This window comes from Bordetella tumbae (genome assembly GCF_965139195.1).
GTDB lineage: Bacteria > Pseudomonadota > Gammaproteobacteria > Burkholderiales > Burkholderiaceae_B > Bordetella_A > Bordetella_A tumbae.
Genome location: NZ_CBCSJH010000003.1, coordinates 51,261 through 69,028 on the forward strand (window position 1 = coordinate 51,261; position 17,768 = coordinate 69,028).

Here is a 17,768-nt window from a genome sequence, read left to right on the forward strand (position 1 = left end):
CGGCAGTGTCTGATACATAGCCTCCTCCATCTATGTGCAATCTGTACATAAATAAGCGCTTATTGATATACACTTTTGACACAAATCGCATTCCTTCGTCCGACGCTGCTCCTGTCCGGGCCAAGCGCTCAACCAGGCCTCATGCACCCATCCGAACGCAAGCCGTCCCCGAGTCCCGATCTCGACGTGTCGCCACACACCGAGACGGAATCGATCGCCGCCGGCTTGATCGGCCTGTTGCACGAAGACGCCTCTGCCGAGGCGTTCGCGACCCGTTTGGCCGCGATCGAGGCGCTACCCGACGGCCTGCGGAGTAAAAACAATCTGGTCGAACTCGCGCGAATGGCCATGGCCATTCGCAATCGGCTCGAACAGCATGAGGAACGTGAACGGGGGATGCTCGCGGTCATCGAGTCGGCGCAGGATCTGGCCGGCCGTCTCAATCTGACGGAATTGCTCAAGGCCATCGTGGTGCGCGCGCGCAGACTTTTGCGGGCGCATCTGTGCTGGTTGACCATCTATGATGAGCAGGCCGACGAATTCAAGGTGGTGGTAGTCGATGGCGCGATTTCCGAGCCCATCGGCCGCATGACCGCGCAGCGCAATCGCGGCGTGGCCGGCGTCGTCATGACTACGCGCCTGCCCTTTTCCACGCCGCATTATCTGCAGGACGCACGCTTCGAACACGATCAGGTGCTGGACGACATTTTTCGCGCCGAAGGCGTGACGGCAATGGTCGGCGCTCCTTTGATCCGGGACGATCAGGTGATTGGCTTGTTGTTCGTTGCTGATCGCTACCATCGCACGCACACTGCACTCAATATTTCCATCCTGTCGACGTTGGCCACGCATGCCGCCGTGGCGATCGCCAATGCCAAGGCATTCGCCGACGCTCAATCGGCGCTGGAAGCCACCAATCAGGCCAGGGCCCAGCTGGAGCGGCATGCCTCTGACGTGCAAGGCGCCGTCGAAGCGCATGAACGTCTCACCTCGCTGCTTGCTCGCGGCGCCACGCTGGGCGAACTTTGCCAATCGATTGCCCAGTTGCTGCAAGGCACTGTTCTGGTTCTGGACGAAACCCATCATGTCGTCGCGCACGCTGATCCCGAGGGCCGTCCCAGTCCGGCGGCGCACGCCTACACACCGCACGGTGCCCACAGCGCGGCCTTCACGCAAGCCCTGCGGGATAGCCGCCGCGCCGGCCGTTCCACGATCGCCTATGAAAGCCATGGCGAGCTGTGCCGCGCCATCGCGGTGATCGGCGGCGGCGGTGTCTTGGGATCGGTCCTGCTGTTTCGCCGCGAAGATCTCAGCAACACCTCCATCCGGACTTTCGAGCGCAGCAGCAGTGTCATCGGCATCGTGCTTCTATCGCAGGAGCGAATGGAGGAAAGCCGGCACCGTGACGTCTCCGCGCTATTGCAGACACTGATCTCGCCCCGCCAAGGCGAACCGACGTTAACGCGCCAGCGCGCAGAGCGCCACGGGCTCGATATCTCGCAGCCCATGATTCTGGCCCTGCTCGATGCGGGATTGCCGGAGGCCAGCTTTTTGGCTGGACGCGCGCGCGCCGCGCTGGGCGTGCCAGGCATGGTGCTTGATGAGGTGGATGGCGTGCTAGTCGCGGTATGCGCGTCCACGAACGCGCAAGCATTACGGGAAGCCTTCACTGATTTCGCCCGCCGTGAACTGGGCGGTGCCCACATCGGCGTCCTCTCGCGCCCGGTGTATAGCGCAGCGGAAATGCCGGCCCTCTACGCCTCGTTGCGGCGATCTCTTGCGGTGGCGATGCGGCTCGGCCTGCGCGGCCATCTCGTCGAGCAAAACGAAATGGCGTTGTATTCGGTGTTGTTCGAAACGCAGGATCGCAACGGTCTCGATCAGTTCCTGCGCTCCACGATAGGTGCGCTCATTGCGCACGATCAGCAGCGTGGATCGGAGCTGACCGCGACGCTGCTGACCTACTTCGACCACAAGCAGAACGCCACGGAGACCGCCTCTAGGCTCGGGATACATTTGAACACCGTGAGGCAGCGGCTGGCGAGCATCGAGCGTCTGGTCGGAGATTGGGAAGAAATGCCGCGGGTACTCGAACTGCACATGGCGCTGCGGCTATGGAAGCTAGGGGGCTGAACCGTGGCTTAGGTCGGGACATTTGCAATACCGGTCCAGGTGCTCTCGCAGCGCTGCCATTCGATCCTCGTGAAAGACTCCCGCCAAATAGCCATCTGGCCTGACCAGCGCGGCGGCGCCCTCACCGAGGCCATAGAACCTGGCGAACTGGTCCAGGTGATCTTCGATCTCCATGCCGGGGCCGATGCTGTGGATGTGCAAGCCAGCGCTTGCCGGAAAGGTCGAGGGGCCGTTGACCAGCAAGGTCCAGTGCGTGCCCTTGAACAGGTTGAACAGGCGCGTTGGGCTGCCGCCTGCTCCACGCACAACGGCATCAGGCGCGCGATTGCCCGAAGCAAGTCTGCTCGCGGCTTGCGACGGAAATGATAACGACGAGGTGGGATAGCCGATGTCCAGTTGCTGGACTTCACGGGGCCGCCTGTTGTCCCCGGTCTTGAAACCAGCAAGCAGACGTGTCGACAGGCCGAGTACGTCCGCAGCCACGGGCCGACGTTCGGCTTCGTAGGTCTCTAGGAGTGCCTCAGGCGCGCCGGCGAGCACAGCCGCCAGCTTCCAGCCCAGGTTGTAGGCGTCCTGCACGCTGGTGTTGAGGCCTTGTCCACCGGTGGGGGGATGGACATGCGCCGCATCACCGACCAGGAACACAGAGCCATCCCGGTACCGATCGGCGAGCCTGGCATTCATGTTGTAGGTGGAGGACCAGGCAACCGAATGGACCGTGATGTCCGTGCGTTTTGTGTGCAGAGCAACGCGTTCGGTTAGCGCAGCCGCGGAGAGATCGATGTCGCCCTCCAGGGGGACGGGCGCCTGGATCTGGAACAGATCGGTGCCTGCGAGCGGGCAGATGGCCAGGGGGCCTGCGTCCCCACCATCAAACTGGTGCCAGACATCGCGCGATAGCCCTTCCAGCACGACATCGGCCACGATGGCTCGCACGCCCAAGGTCTTGCCCGGAAAGCCAATCCCCAGGGTGCTACGCACAAAGCTGCGCCCGCCGTCGGCGCCCACCAGATAGCGGGCACGGAGAGTCTGCTCGCCCTCAGGGGTGGCGAGCTGGACTTCTATCCCGTCGGGGCTGACCACCATCCCGGTCAGCTCGACACCAAATTCCGGCGCATGGCCCAGTTCAACCAAGCGCTCTCGCATGACTGCTTCGGTCTTGAATTGAGGAACCATCAACGGCAGCGGATAGGGCTCGGTAGGCGTGGGCTCAGCAGCATTCGTCACTTTCTGATCCACATAACTGCCGTCATTCGAGTATTTGCGAATCGTGGGGTAGATCCCGCCCGCAGCCGTGGCTCGATCCAGGATCCCCAGGTCTTCAAAGACCTCCTGGGTGCGCGGTTGAATCCCTTTGCCGCGCGAGCCCAAAAAAGGGGAAGGGAGTTTTTCGATGAGGGCAAAGCGCACGCCGCGCCGTGCCAGTTCTATTGCCAGGGTCAGGCCAGCAGCACCAGCACCGCAGACCAGGACATCAACAGGCTCACGCATATCATTTCTCCAAGGTATGTGTAAAATACACATATTAGGAGGACAGTTTATGGTCACCAAAAAGAAAGTGCAAGATACACATATCTCGGCGCAACTGAAGGATCTCCATCGGTCCTTGATTTCGATCGTGAGTGTGATGAACCGCCCGCGAAACGACGAACGGCTGATCGCGGAAGCCGGCGTGCAGTTGGACCAAGCGCTTTTTCGCCTCTTGGTGGTGATCGAACGGGTGGGCCCGATCGGCGTGGTGGATCTGGCTGATCGCCTGGGCAGGGATTACACGACCATCAGTCGCCAGCTCGCCAAGCTCGAAAGCATGGGGATGGTGATGCGGCATGAGAATTCGGTAGATAGGCGGATGCGCGAAGCGGTGGTGTCTGCCAAAGGCAAGGCCGTGACTGACCAGCTTGACCTGGCCCGCGAGCGTCTGGCACGGGGGATTTTTCAGGGCTGGACTGCAGAAGACATCACGGACCTGGTGCGTCTGATGCGCAAGTTCGCAGAGGCGCTGGAGCAGGGCACACAGCCTGGGGGCGGCGAGCGTTGAGGTATGAAGCGCGGGTTACGAGTCAATAAGACGCAACGATTCTCGCAAGCGTCGCGCAAGCGGCATCGATGTTGTCGAGGCGCAGGTTCGTCGCGCTGAGTAGCAAGCCACGTTGCGCATGAGTGCGGCGGAGGTACCACGGGGAAAGCGCAGACGGCGCGAGGCCGTGTGTGCGGGCAATACCGACTAGGGTGCTGTCGTCGGCGGCCTGTGGGAGCGGTGCGATCAGGCCCAGGCCTGCCGTCAGCGTGCCCGGTAGAAACTCACTGACATGCTGTAGCGCGAGGCTGCGACGCTCGGCATAAAGAGCTTTCATCTGACGCAAGTGCCGCAGGAAGTGTCCACCCGCCAGAAACTCCGTGACCGCCAATTGGGCGGTCTGGTTCGGAGCGGGGGCCAACACGGCGGAGACCTCGACCAGGCGCTCCGCCACGGAGCGTGGGGCGACGACGAAACCGAGACCCAGCGCCGGGCTGATCGTCTTGCTGAACGCGCCGATGTGAATCACGCGCTCGGCGCCTGCACCTGCGGCAAGGGCTGGTGCCGCCCGGCCATCGAGCTGTAGTTCTCCGAGATAGTCGTCTTCGATGATCCAGGCGCCACTCGCTGCTGCCCAATCGAGCAGGGCGTGTCTTCGTGCCGACGACAGAGGCACGCCCAGCGGTGCGTGCTGGCCCGGGGTGACCAGTGCCAGCAGCGCGTCCGGCGCGCTGGCGATGCCATCTTCCACGCGCACTCCCTCGGCATCGACGGGTACGGGCTCTATCACGGCTCCGATCAGTTCCAGTGCGCGTCTCGCTAGCGGAAAACCTGGCTCCTCAATCCACGCCTTGCATCCGTGTGCGCGTAGTGCCGTCAGTGCAATCATCAGGCCGTGCCGGTATCCGCTGGTGACGATAATCTGATCGGGATGACATTGCATTCGTCGGCTGACGGCCAGGTGGCTCGCGATATGGGCCCGCAGTGCAGGTTCGCCGCGCGGGTCGGCGTAGGCCGTGTAAGCGATGGCATCGGCGCGTGCGGCACGCGCCCGCATGCGCGCCCAGAGCTTGGCGGGAAACGCATCTTGAGCTGGTACGCCCATCTGGAATGGTAGCGGGGCGCTAGAGTATGGGCGGGTGAAACCTGCTAAAGGCCCGTCGAGCGACGTCTCGTCGTCCGTTCGGCCGATAGGCAGCCGTGCACATACGCGCGTGCCGGCGGGGCCAGCACCGAACACCAGGTTTTCGGCGATCAGTCGTTCGTAGGCCACGCGGATGGTACCGCGCGCTACGCCAAGCTGCACGGCGAGGTCCCGACCGGAAGGCAAACGCTGTCCGGGTGCAAGTCGGCCGTCGACGATTGCCTGTCGCAGGTTCGCATGGATCTGGTCGCCGATAGGCACGGCGGTGGCACGGTCCACCTGGATGGAAAGCACAGCAGGCGCGTTCGGGTCAGTCATCTTGGATCAATCGTTTCGGCATTTTTTGGGCCTGTTTCTCCAACTCCCGGCGGAGTATCGTGGAGTTATGACATGGATCGCGGTCGAAGTCGATAGGCCGCCTGGCGCGCCGACCGCGATGCTATCCACCATCAACAACAGGAAAGGACTGAGATGACCCGCTTGAACTGGCAGGAGATTGCACCTGACGGCGCGAAGGCTCTTTTTGGTATTCACCACTACGTCACCAGGAAGACGAACCTCCCCGAGGAACTCGTCCACCTTGTGTTCCTTCGAGTTTCGCAAATCAACGGCTGTGCTCACTGCATCGACATGCACAGCCGCGATCTCAGGAAAACCATGTCGATCGACAAGATCACGTTGGTGCCGGTTTGGGATGAGGTGCACCACCTGTTCTCCGACCAGGAACGTGCTGCGCTGGCCTGGGCTGAGGAGGTGACCCGTATCAGCGAAACGCATGCCTCGGATGAGGCGTATGCCGCCGCCTCGGCAGCGTTCACGCCCCAAGACCTTGTCGACCTCACGATCACGATCGCCGCAATGAATGCGTTCAACCGACTGGGCGCGCCGTTTCGGCTCCCTGTTGCTGCCAAATCGTGATGTGGGTCCCACACGCATATTGTGGAAGCAGGCGGGATGGAGGTCATATCCCTACGTCAGAATAATGCAACAAAGTAGACCGATTCCCATCAATAATTGGATGCTGCTCCGGAGGGGGATTATTCTGATCTTCCATTTCCCGAAGGACGCATGATGCGGCATGTTGGTTTGATCCTTGAAGACGGCTTCCAGTTGATGGGCTTGGCAGCGCTTTCTGCCTTTGAATTGGCCAACGCGGAGCTGGGCGACATGGGCTATCAGCTGACAGTGTTGTCCGAAAAGGGCGGCACGATCAGGTCGTCGATGAATGCAGGTATCGAAACGACACAGCTAGGGTTCGTGCCCGACACGCTGATGGTTGCTGGGCAATTGGTGCCCCAGGATATTTCGCCTGGGCTGAGTGCGTATATCGCCCTCGCGGGTAACCAGGCCCGCCGCGTGGCTGGGGTATGCACTGGCGCTTTTGTGCTGGCGCAGGCGGGCCTGCTCGATGGCCGCATCGCCACCACGCATTGGGCACATGCACACGTGCTTCAGACGCGCTTTCCGAGGATAAAGGTCGAAGAGGATCGCATTTTTGTCCGTGACGGGAACATCTGGACATCCGCTGGCATGTCATCCGCTATTGACCTGACGCTGGCGCTGATTGAGGAAGACCATGGGCCCACGCTTTCTCGGCTGTTGGCTCGGAAACTCGTTGTCTACCATCGCCGCCACGGCGGGCAATCGCAGTTTTCGGCGATGCTGGCGCTGGAGCCTCGTTCAGACCGGGTCAAACGTGCGCTGGCCTATGCCCGAGAAAACCTGCGCAATTCCTTGTCTGTTGAAGAGCTCGCGGAAGCTGCCAACCTGTCTCCGCGCCAGTTCAGCCGGGTATTCCGCGAAGAGACCGGAAGGTCTCCCGCCAAAGCCGTGGAAATGCTGCGGCTCGAGGCCGCCCGCGTTATGTTGGAAGACGGCCGCCATCCCCTGGAAATCGTGGCGCGCGACACAGGCTTTGCGGACCGAGACCGGATGCGGCGCGCTTTCCTGCGTAACCTGGGCCAGCCGCCAGCCAGTGTGAAGCGGGACCTGATGTCGATGCAAGAACGCGAGTCGGCCTGATCGCTGGGGTTTTTTGAAGCGCTGATTTTCCATGTCCGTTATTGTCGGATCTATGACATTTGAGTCTTTTCCGGAACCGCGCATAGTACGTCCATTGAAAACGCCATCCAGGCGTCAGACAAGGACAAATCATGCAAATGACGGGCAACACGATCTTTATCACTGGCGGCACCTCCGGCATCGGCCGCGCGCTGGCCGAGCAGTTTCATTCTCTGGGCAACAAAGTCATCATCGCCGGGCGTCGGCAGGCTCTGCTGGATGAAGTGGCTGCGGCGCATCCCGGGATCGAGGGTGTGGCCCTGGACATTTCTGATGCAGCCGACATCGACCGCGTCGCCGCGCAACTGATCCGCGACTATCCGGCGTTGAACGTACTGGTCAACAATGCAGGCATCATGCCGTTCGACGATCCGTCAGGCCGCATCGATGATGCCGTTTCGCGCCGGATTCTTGATACGAACCTGCTTGGCCCGATCCGGTTGACTTCTGCGCTCATCGAGCATCTCAAGACTCAACCGCGCGCCGCCATCATCCACAACACCTCGGTGCTGGCCTACGTGCCTATCGCCACTAATGCGGTTTACTCCGCGTCGAAGGCGGCGCTGCACTCCTATGCCTTGTCACAGCGTTTCATGCTCAAAGGCACCAGCGTAACTGTCCAGGAAATCGCGCCTCCGTGGGTCGACACCGACCCCATCAAAAAGAGCGGTGACCCTCGCGCCATGCCGCTTGACGCCTTCATCGCCGAAACGATGAAGGGGCTGGCAACCGACGCGCCGGAAGTGTTTGTTGAGGCGATTCGTGCCTTGCGCGATAACCCTGGGATTGGCGAGCACGCGTTGATTGATGGTTTCAACGCTGAAATCGCAGCTAACCCCATCCCGGTGTAAAGCACGTGGATTGATGCCGCCCGGCGTTCGCCCGGGCTGCATTTATAGGAGAGTTTCTTCATGACCGCAACGCTCGCGCAGGATTCGCGCGCCTTGTTGCTGCCGGCCGGATTCCTGGCTTTGGGGACGTTCGCCATAGGCACAGAAGGATTCATGATTGCGCCGTTGTTGCCAGTCATGGCGCAAGACTTTGGGCTGTCGGTTCCCACCATCGCTCTGTTGGTTGTCGTGTTCACGTTGGTGTTGGCATTGTCGTCGCCGCTCACCACTGTGGCCACCGGCCGGATGGCGCGCAAGCAGGTGTTGCTCATTGCCATGGTCTTGTTCGCCATTGGCAATGTGGTGGCAGCGCTATCGTCGTCATTCACCGTATTGATCGTCGCGCGGGTGCTAATGGCCATTGCAGCGGGGCTTTATGTGCCGGCTGCCAACGGACTGGCTGGCGTCATCGTCCCTCCCGCGATGCGGGGGCGGGCGCTTGCCATCGTCAGTGCGGGACAGACACTGGCCATTGCACTGGGCCTGCCGCTTGGCGGACTGATCGGCCACGCCTTCGGTTGGCGCGCAACATTTCTGATGGTGGGCGCGATGAGCATCGTGGCTATCGCGGGAGTTTGGACCGGTATCGATCGCGAAGCGGGACAGAGTATCGAGGTTGCCAGCTTGCGCCAACGGTTCTCGGTTGTTCGTCAGCGTTCAGTGCAGCGCCTGCTGGCGGTCAGCCTGTTCTGGTCCATTGGCGCCTTTGTTGCCTATCCCTATCTCGCCGAATATCTGAGCGCCGTGCTGGCCTTCGGTCCGTTGGAGATTACTGCGTCCGTCTCGCTCTGGGGGCTTTGCGCGGCCGCGGGGGTCATGGCTGGCGGAGTACTTAACGACCGTTTTGGGGCAGGCAGCGTGGTGCGTGGCTCGCTCGTGCTGTTGGGTTTGTCGTTCCTGGCATTAGCCATTGCAACAGTGCTATCCCGAGGCGTTTCGCTGGGTCTGGTCTTGGCGGCCGTCGCCGTGTGGGGCTTTACCGTGTGGTCATTTTTTCCCGCGCAGATGGCTAGGCTGATCGGCGCGGGCGTCCCGTCGCAGGCACCGGTTGTCCTGGCGCTTAATACGTCGACTATGTATTTTGGTTTTTCCGTTGGCAGCGCCCTGGGGGCTGCCATGTTGGACGCAGGCGCCCTTTGGGCGATCGGCGTGGCGGCTACCCTGGCGGAGTTGATCGCCTTGGGCCTGAACGCCGCCATTGCCCCAAAAATTTGAGCTTTTTTACGCGCCAGTTGCACTCGTTTTCCACCAAGACCACTTTAAAGGATTCAAGAAAATGACTTCCCGTATCAACACCCCCGCAGCTACTAGCGCCTCCGGCGAAACGGCCGACGTTTTTGCCGGTATCCGTAAAGCAGTGGGGATCGTCCCCAACGCCTATGCGGCCATTGGTGCCTTGAATACGCAGGCGCTTAAGGCGATGCTGTCCGCCGACGCGGTGCTTGCGCGTGGTGTTCTTTCCGCACAGGAGCGCGAGACCGTCAAGCTGGTGGTGAGCGCGATCGCCGGTTGCGATTACTGCGTCGCGGCACATAGTTTGGCGGCTAAGGCGTCCGGCCTGCCCGTGGATACGGTGCGCGCTATCAGGGCTCTGGAAGCCACCGGAGACGCAAGGCGCGATGCGTTGATCCAGTTTGTCCGGCGCCTTCAGGAGGGCCGAGGTACCCTCGATGCAGAGTCATTCACTGCATTGCGCTCGGCGGGCTTTCCGGACGAGGCTGTAGTGGATATCGCATTGGCGATCTCCGTCATCACCTTCACGAATGTGTTCAACCGAGTGAATGACACCGTCGTGGATTTTCCAGAACTCAAGTAACGCGATTGGCTGGGGTAAGGCGATCAGTAGGATACGTCCGGTCGAATCGGGTCGATGACCGTTCCTAGTCTTAAGTGGTGAGTGAGTGGGTTAGGTGAGTTTGTACTAGTAAAGCTCAGATTCATAAGCGACGTCCGCTGGCCGGAGTGGCCGCAGGGCGGGCCCTCCCCTAATTGGTAGTACCGGTTCAGATGGGGGCAGAGTAAAATCCGCCTCCCATGCGATTCTCCGACTTCGACCAACGCCTCGCCGCTCTCGGCGCCTTGCCCGTTCATCGCGGCCGGGTCGTGCGCGTCTGGCTAAAAGGGCAAGCGCTCGACATCGGTACGCGACGGCGCAGCTCCGAGCATTTTCTGCCTCTCGCGCTGCGCGACGCTGTGCCCGCTTTGACGGCAGAACTGGACGGCCTCACCCGCGTCCGCTCCGAACATACCGGCAGCGGTGGCTCGCGCTTGCTCGTCGAGCTCGCCGACGGGCAGATGGTGGAAAGCGTGCTGTTGCCGCGCGACGGTCTTTGTGTCTCCACCCAGGTCGGCTGCGCAGTCGGCTGCCGCTTCTGTATGACTGGCAAGAGCGGCCTGATCCGCCAGGTCACGAGCATGGAAATCCTCGCCCAAGTCGTGCTGGCGCGGCGTCTGCGCGCGGTGAAAAAGGTCGTCTTCATGGGCATGGGAGAACCGGCGCACAACCTCGACAACGTGCTCGAAGCAATCGATCTGCTCGGCACCGAAGGCAATATCGGCCACAAGAATCTCGTGTTCTCCACCGTGGGCGACCGGCGTGTGTTCGAAGCCCTGCCGCAACAACGCATCAAGCCCGCGCTGGCGCTGTCGCTGCACACGACCAAGGCCGAACTGCGCGAACACCTGCTGCCGCGCGCCCCGAAAATTGCGCCGGAAGAACTGATCGAACTTGGCGAGAGATACGCTCGCGACACCAACTATCCGATCCAGTATCAATGGACGCTGCTCAAGGGCATCAACGATGGCGACGACGAACTCGATGCAGTCGTGCGTCTGCTCAAGGGGAAGTACGGCGTGCTCAACGTCATTCCCTTCAATAGTCTCGAAGGGGATGACTACCAGCGCCCTGATTCCGAGCGCATACGCGAGATCGTGCGCTATCTGCACTCCCGTGGTGTGCTGACCAAGGTAAGGAATAGCGCTGGGCAGGATGTGGATGGTGGCTGTGGGCAACTGCGTGCTCGCGCCGTTGGCGCAGCGCAAGTAGTTGAACTGCGCCGCAAGCGCACTGCAAAACCAGAAGCTGCCTAGGCCAGGCCTATCCGCCCCCGAGTTTCTTAAGGACAACTTGAGAGGTTAGCTTCTTTTATTGCGTGGATGCCTTTAGCTTGACCGTCCGCTTATGGCCGAAAATGGACATCGATTGAGACATACGTCAATCAATACGAGGGAAGACCTGCTTGATCCATTGAACGCGGCGCTACAGCAATCTGTGGCGGGCCGCTTCATTAGCATTAGTTCAGGACGTCAAAATCCCCCACGCACGTCCATCAGGCAACCCGTGACATATGATGCGGCGGGCGATGCCAACCATAGTACGGCTTCGGCAACCTCGGCCGTTGTGCCCATGCGTCCCATCGGAATGGCGTTGACCATCGCGGCCAGTGCCTGTGGCGTGCGCTGGTGGTGGATTTCAGTGTCGATCACGCCCGGCCGTACCGCGTTGACTCGGATGCCTTCGGCCGCAATCTCCTTGGCCAAGCCTATTGTCAAAGTGTCAATCGCGCCCTTGGAGGCGGCGTAATGGACCCAGGTGCCGGGCGCGCCCAGCACCGACGCGCCCGAGGATACGTTGATGATGGCGCCACCCAGGCCGCCCTGCCGGGTAGACATGCGCCGCACGGCCTCGCGCGTGGCGATAAAGGCGCCGAACACATTCACCTGCAGTACTTGGGCCAGCGCCTCGCCCCGCAGATCCGCCACACGTGAAGCGCCACCGGTCAAGCCTGCGTTATTGACCAGCACGGCCACGCGGCCCAGCGCGTCGATGCGCCGGAATGCGTCGCACAGAGCCGCTTCGTCGCCGACATCGGTCATGATTGCCCAGGCCCGGCCGCCGTTAACGCCGATTTCGCGTACAAGATTATCAGCGGCCTCTCGGTCATGCCGGTAAAGTATGACCACGGGATGCGTGCGTGCAGCCAGGCGCGCGATTTGCGCGCCAATGCCTCGGCTAGCGCCGGTGATGACGAAAAGGCCTTTCGGTTGCCGGGATACTGCGGACATGATGAACTCCGTATGTGGGCTGGATGTAACGCGTTATCCTTGCCGCGCGGTTGCGCCAGGCACTGCGACGAAGCAAGGTAAAAGACAAGAGGGGGCGCAGATGGACATCAACAGATTGGATTTGAATCTCCTGAAAATTTTTGATTCCGTGTATCGGCTGAGAAACCTCACCGAGGTGGCCAAAGAGGTCAATCTCAGCCAGCCGGCGGTCAGCCACGCGCTGGGACGTTTGAGGGAAGCGCTCTCCGACAGATTGTTTGTGCGCACGCCCGGCGGCTTCGAACCCACCGAGCGCTGCGAGCGGTTGGCCACGCCTGTGCGGGTCGCACTCGAGACCATCAAGGATTCGCTGATCGACTCGTCGAGTTTCCGGCCCGAGGACTGCACCAGGGAGTTCCGCCTGCTGCTTTCGGATGTGGGCGAGATGCTGCTCGCGCCAGCGCTGATGAGTCGGCTGCGTGAGGAGGCCCCGCAGGTCAAGCTGGCCATCTTCCAGGCGCCGCGGTCCGGCTATGAGCGGATGCTGCGAGACCGCGAGGTGGACATCGCGGTGGGCCATCTCAACATGCCGCGGCAGACGATGCGCAAGCAGCCATTGTTCCAGGATGGGTGCGTGGTGCTGCGGCGCAAGCAGCCTGGACGCCGCAAGACGCTCACCCGCGAGGTGTTCGAGCAGAGCTATCACGTGATGATCATGCCGCCGGATGATCCGGTGGAGGAAAACCTGGCCGACCTCAATGTGCCGCGCAAGATCATGCTTCGCATCCCTAACTATTTCGCTCTGCCGGAAGTCATCGGCACATCGGACCTGCTTGCCACCGTGCCTTCTCGCATCGGCCGGCACCTCGGAGGGCGGGCTTCGCTCGAGATCCACCCTGTGCCCTTTCCCGAACCGGTGTTCGACGTTCACATGTATTGGCACATGCGGCATGACGACGATCCGGCGCACACCTGGTTGCGCGGCATTTTCCTGGAACTGTTCCAATCCCCTCGCTACGAAGCGGCGCCGTAATCCCTGCCAAAGGCAGGGCTGTAACTAAAGTTCCCTTGATGCGCCGCGCTGGTTCACGGCCCGAGCCAAGGCCGAATGCAGGGCCGCGGACGTGGCCTGCATTCGGCCTTGGCTCGATGATATCTGCCGCACGGTTCTCCCGCGTTTTAGCCGGCCTGACGCGGGCCGACATAGCCCTTTTGGCCGGCTTCCGAACCCAGGTTCAGGATCGGGCCGTCCATGCGTTCTTGCCAGATCAGCGATTCCATGCCAATGTGCAACGGATGATCCTGGATCGTCAGCACCTGGGCGCCGTGCCCGTCGTAATAGTGGGCGTGCTCGGACCAGGAGGGACCAGACAGCAGCAGGTCGCCGGTTTTCCAGTGGATCGTCTCGTCGTCGACCACGCTCTTGCCCTGTCCCACGAAGTGATAGTTGATCGCAACGGAACTGTGCTTGTGGCCGCGCGTCACCGGTCGTGGCGGCACGCCCTTGGGTATCGAGAACAAGGTCGCGAAGAACGAGTGGGTGGTGCCATTGCGCCGCTCGGTGGCGGGGTTGTAGAGCAGGATGATATTGCGCAGTCCGTCGCCTCGCTCGCGCGAGAGCAACGGCGTGGCTGACTCCCAGGGCCAGACCAGCGGCCGGTTTTCGACTACTTCGATGTCGGTCAGAAACTCGTAACCGCGCAAGCGCGCGCCCTCGGCCGAGATTTGAATGTCGGGCGCATTGGCGCGATTGATGTCGACGTTCACACCCGCCGTCGAGGCAATGGCCTTGATCTCCCAGCCGGGCTGCGCGTAGTCCGACCAGTGCACGCCGAGCTTGCGCAGCAGCGGAGCGTTCGAGTAGACCAGGCGCACCCACAGTTCCTTGCCGGTGTTCTTGCAGCTATAAGGCTGCATCGACGGAATCGAGGCGACGTCCCACTTACCCGTAGCCAGGGTCTCTTTGCCGACCTGGATAGCGCCGGAACCCTGGATACCGAAGTGGATCTGGTTAGAGTTGCGCAGCATGGGGCGCGTTTGCTCGCCGGGCTTGAGCACTTCGATGGTGACGTCTACGCCGGGAGCGAAGCCCTGCGTGCCGTCGACACATTCGGGGTGAACGATGACAGCGGCACGACGGCCATCTGCGGGCGCCGGCTCATCGGCCAGGCGCTGGATTTCCGCTTCGATGGCCTCGCGCGGCACCAACACGGGAGCCCAATGGGTGATCGGGGCCGGTACGGTGCCGCTGACGTTCACCAGACGATAGGAGGTAGTCTCGGACATTTGTTTCTCCGCTGTACAGATAGGAATTTTTTAAGATGTGGGGCCGGTTAGATCAGCCGGAAGCTGATGGCCCCCAGCGGCCCGTAGTCGACCTGGAAGGTATCGCCCCGGGCGCCCGTCACCGGGCGAGTGAAGGAACCGGCGAGGACGACTTCGCCCGCCTGCAACCCCTCGTCCCACTGGGCAAGGCAGTTGGCCAGCCAGGCCACGCCATGTGCGGGGTGGTCGAGCACCGCTGCGGCCAGGCCAGATTCTTCGATGATGCCGTTGCGGTACAGCAAGGCGCCGGTCCAGCGCAGGTCCACCGCATCTACGTGCACGGGCCGTCCGCCCAGCACGACGCCGGCGTTGGCAGCGTTGTCCGAGATCGTGTCCGTGACTCGGCGGATCACGCGGGTTTCCCGGTCGAACTGTTCGATGCGCGCATCGATGATCTCTACAGCCGGCGTTACGAACTCAGTGGCCCGCAGGACGTCGAAAAGGGTCACGCCGGGACCCTTCAGCGGCCGGGAGAGAATGAAGGCCAGTTCGACTTCGATGCGCGGCGCGATGAAGGTCTCGAATGGAATGTCGCGGCCGCTGTCAAAGAACATCGAATCGAACAGCGTGCCATAATCCGGCTCGTTGATCTGGCTGGCCTGCTGCATGGCGCGGGAAGTCAGTCCGATCTTGTGCCCGCGCACCTGCTGGCCGCGCGCCAGTTTCAAGCCGCACCAAGCACGCGCGATCGCGTACCCGTCGGCGATAGTCATGTCCGGAAAGCGGCGCGAGAAATGGCGTACTTGTGTGCGGCTCTGTTCGGCTTGATCCAGTTCAGCGGCCAGGATGGCAATCTGGGTATCGGTCAACATCATGCGGCGTCCCTGGCTCAGCCCTTGGCCCAGCGGATCGGCGCGGCCGCCGTCAACGGCACCGTCTGCGACGTGCCGGCCGTGGTGGAGGCGCGCTCATAGGCCAGCGCGGCGATGGCCAAGTCGGACAGCCCCATGCCCATAGCCTTGAACAGCGTGATGTCGCCGCTGCCTCCGGCGGGCAAGCCGCCGCGCTTGATGACGCCATGCAGGGTCTGCACGTCCGGCCACTGCGGCGCGTCCGCGCCATATCGTTCGCGCAATTCGCGCGAGCCGCTGCGAGCGTTGTCCAGGTCGTCCACGACCACCGCCCGGGCGCGCTCGAACACATCGGGGAAGAACTCCGCGTTGGCTGGCAGTATGGCGCCGACCGCGTTCAAGTGCGCTTGAGGGGCAAGCAGGTCCGCCCGGAAGAAGGGCTCGGTGGCACGGGTCACTATCGTCACCAACGAGGCGCCGTCAGTGGCGGCTTCCAGGCTGCTGGCCACCGTCACATCGGCTTGAGGCAAGTCGGCGCGCACCTTGTCGGCGAAGGCTTGCCGGCGTTCGGCGTCGCGGCTCCAGACACGCACACGCCGCAGAGGCCGCACGGTATTGATCGCGTAAACCTGGGCGATGGCTTGACGGCCAGTGCCCACGATCGCCAGATCATCGGCATTGGCGGGCGCCAGCCATCGGGTACCCAAAGCCGTCATGGCCGCGGTGCGGATCTGGCCCAGCGTATTCGCTTCCATCATGGCCAGCAGAGTGCCGTCGTGCGTGCCGAACAGCGCGAACACGGCTTTGGCACCATTAGGTGTGTGGACCCAGGTCTTGAATCCGCACACGCCCAGGCGCGGCGAGGCGGAGGCCAGCGCGTGCATCGCGCCGCCGTTGCCTAGAGAGCCCAGGGCCTTGGGCACGTTGAAGGCGGCGCCGTCTGCGATCTCGATCAGATTGCGTTCCAGCGTGTCGATCGCGTCATTCATGGGCACATGGCCGGCGACTTCGGCTTCAGTCAGCCAGAGAGCGGTATTTTTCATCGGTGTCATCACAAGTATGGAAAAGGGAATCGGCAAATTCGCCGGCAGCAAGCGCGTCAGCGGCCGGCGGGTGGCAGATGCGCCTGGCTGGCCTTGTGCACGATGCGCCATGTGTGGCCGTCATGGGTCAAGCGATCTTCGCAGCGGCGAATACCGATAGGCGTGAGTGGCTGCGAACAGTCCTGGTCTAGCTGCGTTTCGTAGGCCATCAAATAGAAGCGCACGGTTGCTTGGTTGGGAGACTCCTGGCTGACTACCGGGTTGCAGACGGCGTGAAACGTGCGGCGCTGCGGCGAGCGTTGCTCCAGCGCGGCGCCGATCGCCGCACGGCCTGCCAGGGTATTGCCTTGACGTTCCCACACGCCGTCTGCGGCGAACAAGGCCAGCGCGCGATCGTGGGCATGCATGTCGAGCGCGTCGAAGAAGCCGTGCACGACAGCAAGGCAATCGAGGTGTTGTGTCGTCGTCATGCTCAATTCTCCTGTCGCGTGCCGTGGCGCAACACACCCACTCCGGACACCTCGACCTCGAACTGATCGCCGGGGTGCAGGTAGCGAGGAGGTTTCCGGGTCATGCCCACGCCCTCGGGCGTGCCGGTGGCGATGATGTCGCCTGCTCGCAGCGTGGTGAAGGCACTGAGATAAGAGATCAGCGCCGGAATGGAAAAGATCAGATCATCCAAGCCACCGTTCTGCACCTCGACGCCATTCAAGCGGCCGATCACGCGCACTTCGCGCGGGTCTGGCAGCGCATCGGGCGGCACGATCCACGGGCCCAAGGCGCCGGATCGCTCGAAGTTTTTGCCCGGCGTGGCTTGCCGGTTGTGCATCTGATAATCGCGTACCGAGTTTTCGGCCATGCAGGTGTAGCCGCCCACGTATTCCATGGCGCGCTCGACCGGCACATGGCGCGCCGGCTTGCCTATCACCACCGCCAGTTCGGCCTCGTAGTCCAACTGGTCGGAGTTTCTTGGGCAGACGACCTGGTCATCATGGCCCACGAACGAATCTGCGAAGCGGGGAAAGACCGAGGGATAGGTGCCGGCGCCGCGATCCATTTCTTGTGCATGCTTGCCGTAGTTGAGGCCGGCGCAGATGATTTTGGTATTGGACACAACTGGAGGCAGCCAGCGCACGTTCGTGATCGGCAAGGCCGCGCGTTCAACAGCCGATGTTGCTTCGGCCAGGGCCTCGCCGTAGTCGTGCGCGCCAGGCAGAAGTTCGACAGATTCACTGCCGACGACGCCCCAGACGGCATGGCCATCGTGTTCCAACCTTGCGATCTTCATTGCTACCTCCAGTACAGAAAACAGATATTTCG

At 62.0% G+C, this 17,768-nt stretch carries 17 protein-coding genes; 9 read left to right on the plus strand and 8 right to left on the minus strand.

What is annotated here, in order from left to right:
- Positions 1-141 precede the first annotated feature (141 nt).
- The gene (locus ACNA0J_RS05535; RefSeq protein ID WP_415817247.1) at positions 142-2,133 is read left to right on the plus strand and encodes a helix-turn-helix domain-containing protein; all 1,992 of its coding nucleotides are present in this window, start codon (positions 142-144) and stop codon (positions 2,131-2,133) included.
- Here the strand turns inward: ACNA0J_RS05535 and ACNA0J_RS05540 are convergent.
- Positions 2,122-3,624, minus strand: a complete 1,503-nt coding sequence (locus ACNA0J_RS05540) for an FAD-dependent oxidoreductase (protein WP_415817249.1) — start codon at positions 3,622-3,624, stop codon at positions 2,122-2,124. The two genes, ACNA0J_RS05535 and ACNA0J_RS05540, sit on opposite strands and share 12 nt — an antisense overlap.
- Positions 3,625-3,673: 49 nt before the next feature.
- Here ACNA0J_RS05540 and ACNA0J_RS05545 point away from each other — a divergent pair, with 49 nt between their 5' ends.
- Positions 3,674-4,171, plus strand: a complete 498-nt coding sequence (locus tag ACNA0J_RS05545) for a MarR family winged helix-turn-helix transcriptional regulator (RefSeq protein WP_415817251.1) — start codon at positions 3,674-3,676, stop codon at positions 4,169-4,171.
- A gap of 22 nt (positions 4,172-4,193) precedes the next feature.
- Here ACNA0J_RS05545 and pdxR read toward each other — a convergent pair whose 3' ends face one another.
- Positions 4,194-5,612 (minus strand): MocR-like pyridoxine biosynthesis transcription factor PdxR, encoded by a 1,419-nt coding sequence (pdxR, locus tag ACNA0J_RS05550; RefSeq protein WP_415817253.1) that lies wholly within the window; start codon positions 5,610-5,612, stop codon positions 4,194-4,196.
- Between the two features lie 153 nt (positions 5,613-5,765).
- On the opposite strand from pdxR, the gene ACNA0J_RS05555 reads away from it, so the two are divergent.
- From ACNA0J_RS05555 to ACNA0J_RS05580, 6 genes are all read left to right on the plus strand, one after another.
- Positions 5,766-6,212: a carboxymuconolactone decarboxylase family protein gene (locus ACNA0J_RS05555; protein WP_415817255.1), complete on the plus strand. Its 447-nt coding sequence runs from the start codon at positions 5,766-5,768 to the stop codon at positions 6,210-6,212.
- 153 nt (positions 6,213-6,365) lie between these two features.
- Complete coding sequence (locus ACNA0J_RS05560) at positions 6,366-7,316, plus strand: GlxA family transcriptional regulator (protein ID WP_415817738.1); 951 nt, start codon at positions 6,366-6,368, stop codon at positions 7,314-7,316.
- A gap of 131 nt (positions 7,317-7,447) precedes the next feature.
- Entirely contained in the window at positions 7,448-8,206 is a 759-nt protein-coding gene (locus tag ACNA0J_RS05565) for an SDR family oxidoreductase (protein WP_415817257.1), read from the plus strand.
- Between the two features lie 60 nt (positions 8,207-8,266).
- The gene (locus tag ACNA0J_RS05570; RefSeq protein WP_415817259.1) at positions 8,267-9,460 is read left to right on the plus strand and encodes an MFS transporter; all 1,194 of its coding nucleotides are present in this window, start codon (positions 8,267-8,269) and stop codon (positions 9,458-9,460) included.
- A 61-nt stretch (positions 9,461-9,521) separates the two neighbouring features.
- A complete protein-coding gene (locus ACNA0J_RS05575; RefSeq protein WP_415817261.1) occupies positions 9,522-10,061 on the plus strand; it encodes a carboxymuconolactone decarboxylase family protein in 540 nt (179 codons plus the stop codon).
- Positions 10,062-10,279: 218 nt separating this feature from the next.
- Positions 10,280-11,335 carry an RNA methyltransferase gene (locus ACNA0J_RS05580; protein ID WP_415817263.1) on the plus strand — a complete coding sequence of 352 codons (1,056 nt, stop codon included), beginning with the start codon at positions 10,280-10,282 and terminating at the stop codon, positions 11,333-11,335.
- A gap of 216 nt (positions 11,336-11,551) precedes the next feature.
- On the opposite strand, the gene ACNA0J_RS05585 is transcribed toward ACNA0J_RS05580, so the two are convergent.
- Positions 11,552-12,310, minus strand: coding sequence for an SDR family oxidoreductase (locus tag ACNA0J_RS05585; RefSeq protein WP_415817265.1), 759 nt, complete (start codon positions 12,308-12,310; stop codon positions 11,552-11,554).
- Positions 12,311-12,410: 100 nt separating this feature from the next.
- Between ACNA0J_RS05585 and ACNA0J_RS05590 the strand changes: the two genes are divergently transcribed.
- On the plus strand, positions 12,411-13,322 hold the full coding sequence (locus ACNA0J_RS05590; protein WP_415817266.1) for a LysR family transcriptional regulator: 912 nt from the start codon (positions 12,411-12,413) through the stop codon (positions 13,320-13,322).
- A 146-nt stretch (positions 13,323-13,468) separates the two neighbouring features.
- Here the strand turns inward: ACNA0J_RS05590 and ACNA0J_RS05595 are convergent, their stop codons facing one another.
- The 5 genes from ACNA0J_RS05595 to ACNA0J_RS05615 are packed head-to-tail and all read right to left on the minus strand — an operon-like array spanning position 13,469 to position 17,736.
- Positions 13,469-14,575, minus strand: a complete 1,107-nt coding sequence (locus tag ACNA0J_RS05595; RefSeq protein ID WP_415817268.1) for a cupin domain-containing protein — start codon at positions 14,573-14,575, stop codon at positions 13,469-13,471.
- A gap of 47 nt (positions 14,576-14,622) precedes the next feature.
- Entirely contained in the window at positions 14,623-15,426 is an 804-nt protein-coding gene (gene hpaH / locus ACNA0J_RS05600) for a 2-oxo-hept-4-ene-1,7-dioate hydratase (protein WP_415817740.1), read from the minus strand.
- 17 nt (positions 15,427-15,443) lie between these two features.
- Positions 15,444-16,448, minus strand: coding sequence for an ornithine cyclodeaminase family protein (locus tag ACNA0J_RS05605; RefSeq protein WP_415817270.1), 1,005 nt, complete (start codon positions 16,446-16,448; stop codon positions 15,444-15,446).
- A 56-nt stretch (positions 16,449-16,504) separates the two neighbouring features.
- Positions 16,505-16,918 carry a nuclear transport factor 2 family protein gene (locus ACNA0J_RS05610; RefSeq protein ID WP_415817272.1) on the minus strand — a complete coding sequence of 138 codons (414 nt, stop codon included), beginning with the start codon at positions 16,916-16,918 and terminating at the stop codon, positions 16,505-16,507.
- 2 nt (positions 16,919-16,920) lie between these two features.
- Positions 16,921-17,736 carry a fumarylacetoacetate hydrolase family protein gene (locus tag ACNA0J_RS05615; RefSeq protein WP_415817274.1) on the minus strand — a complete coding sequence of 272 codons (816 nt, stop codon included), beginning with the start codon at positions 17,734-17,736 and terminating at the stop codon, positions 16,921-16,923.
- Positions 17,737-17,768 lie beyond the last annotated feature (32 nt).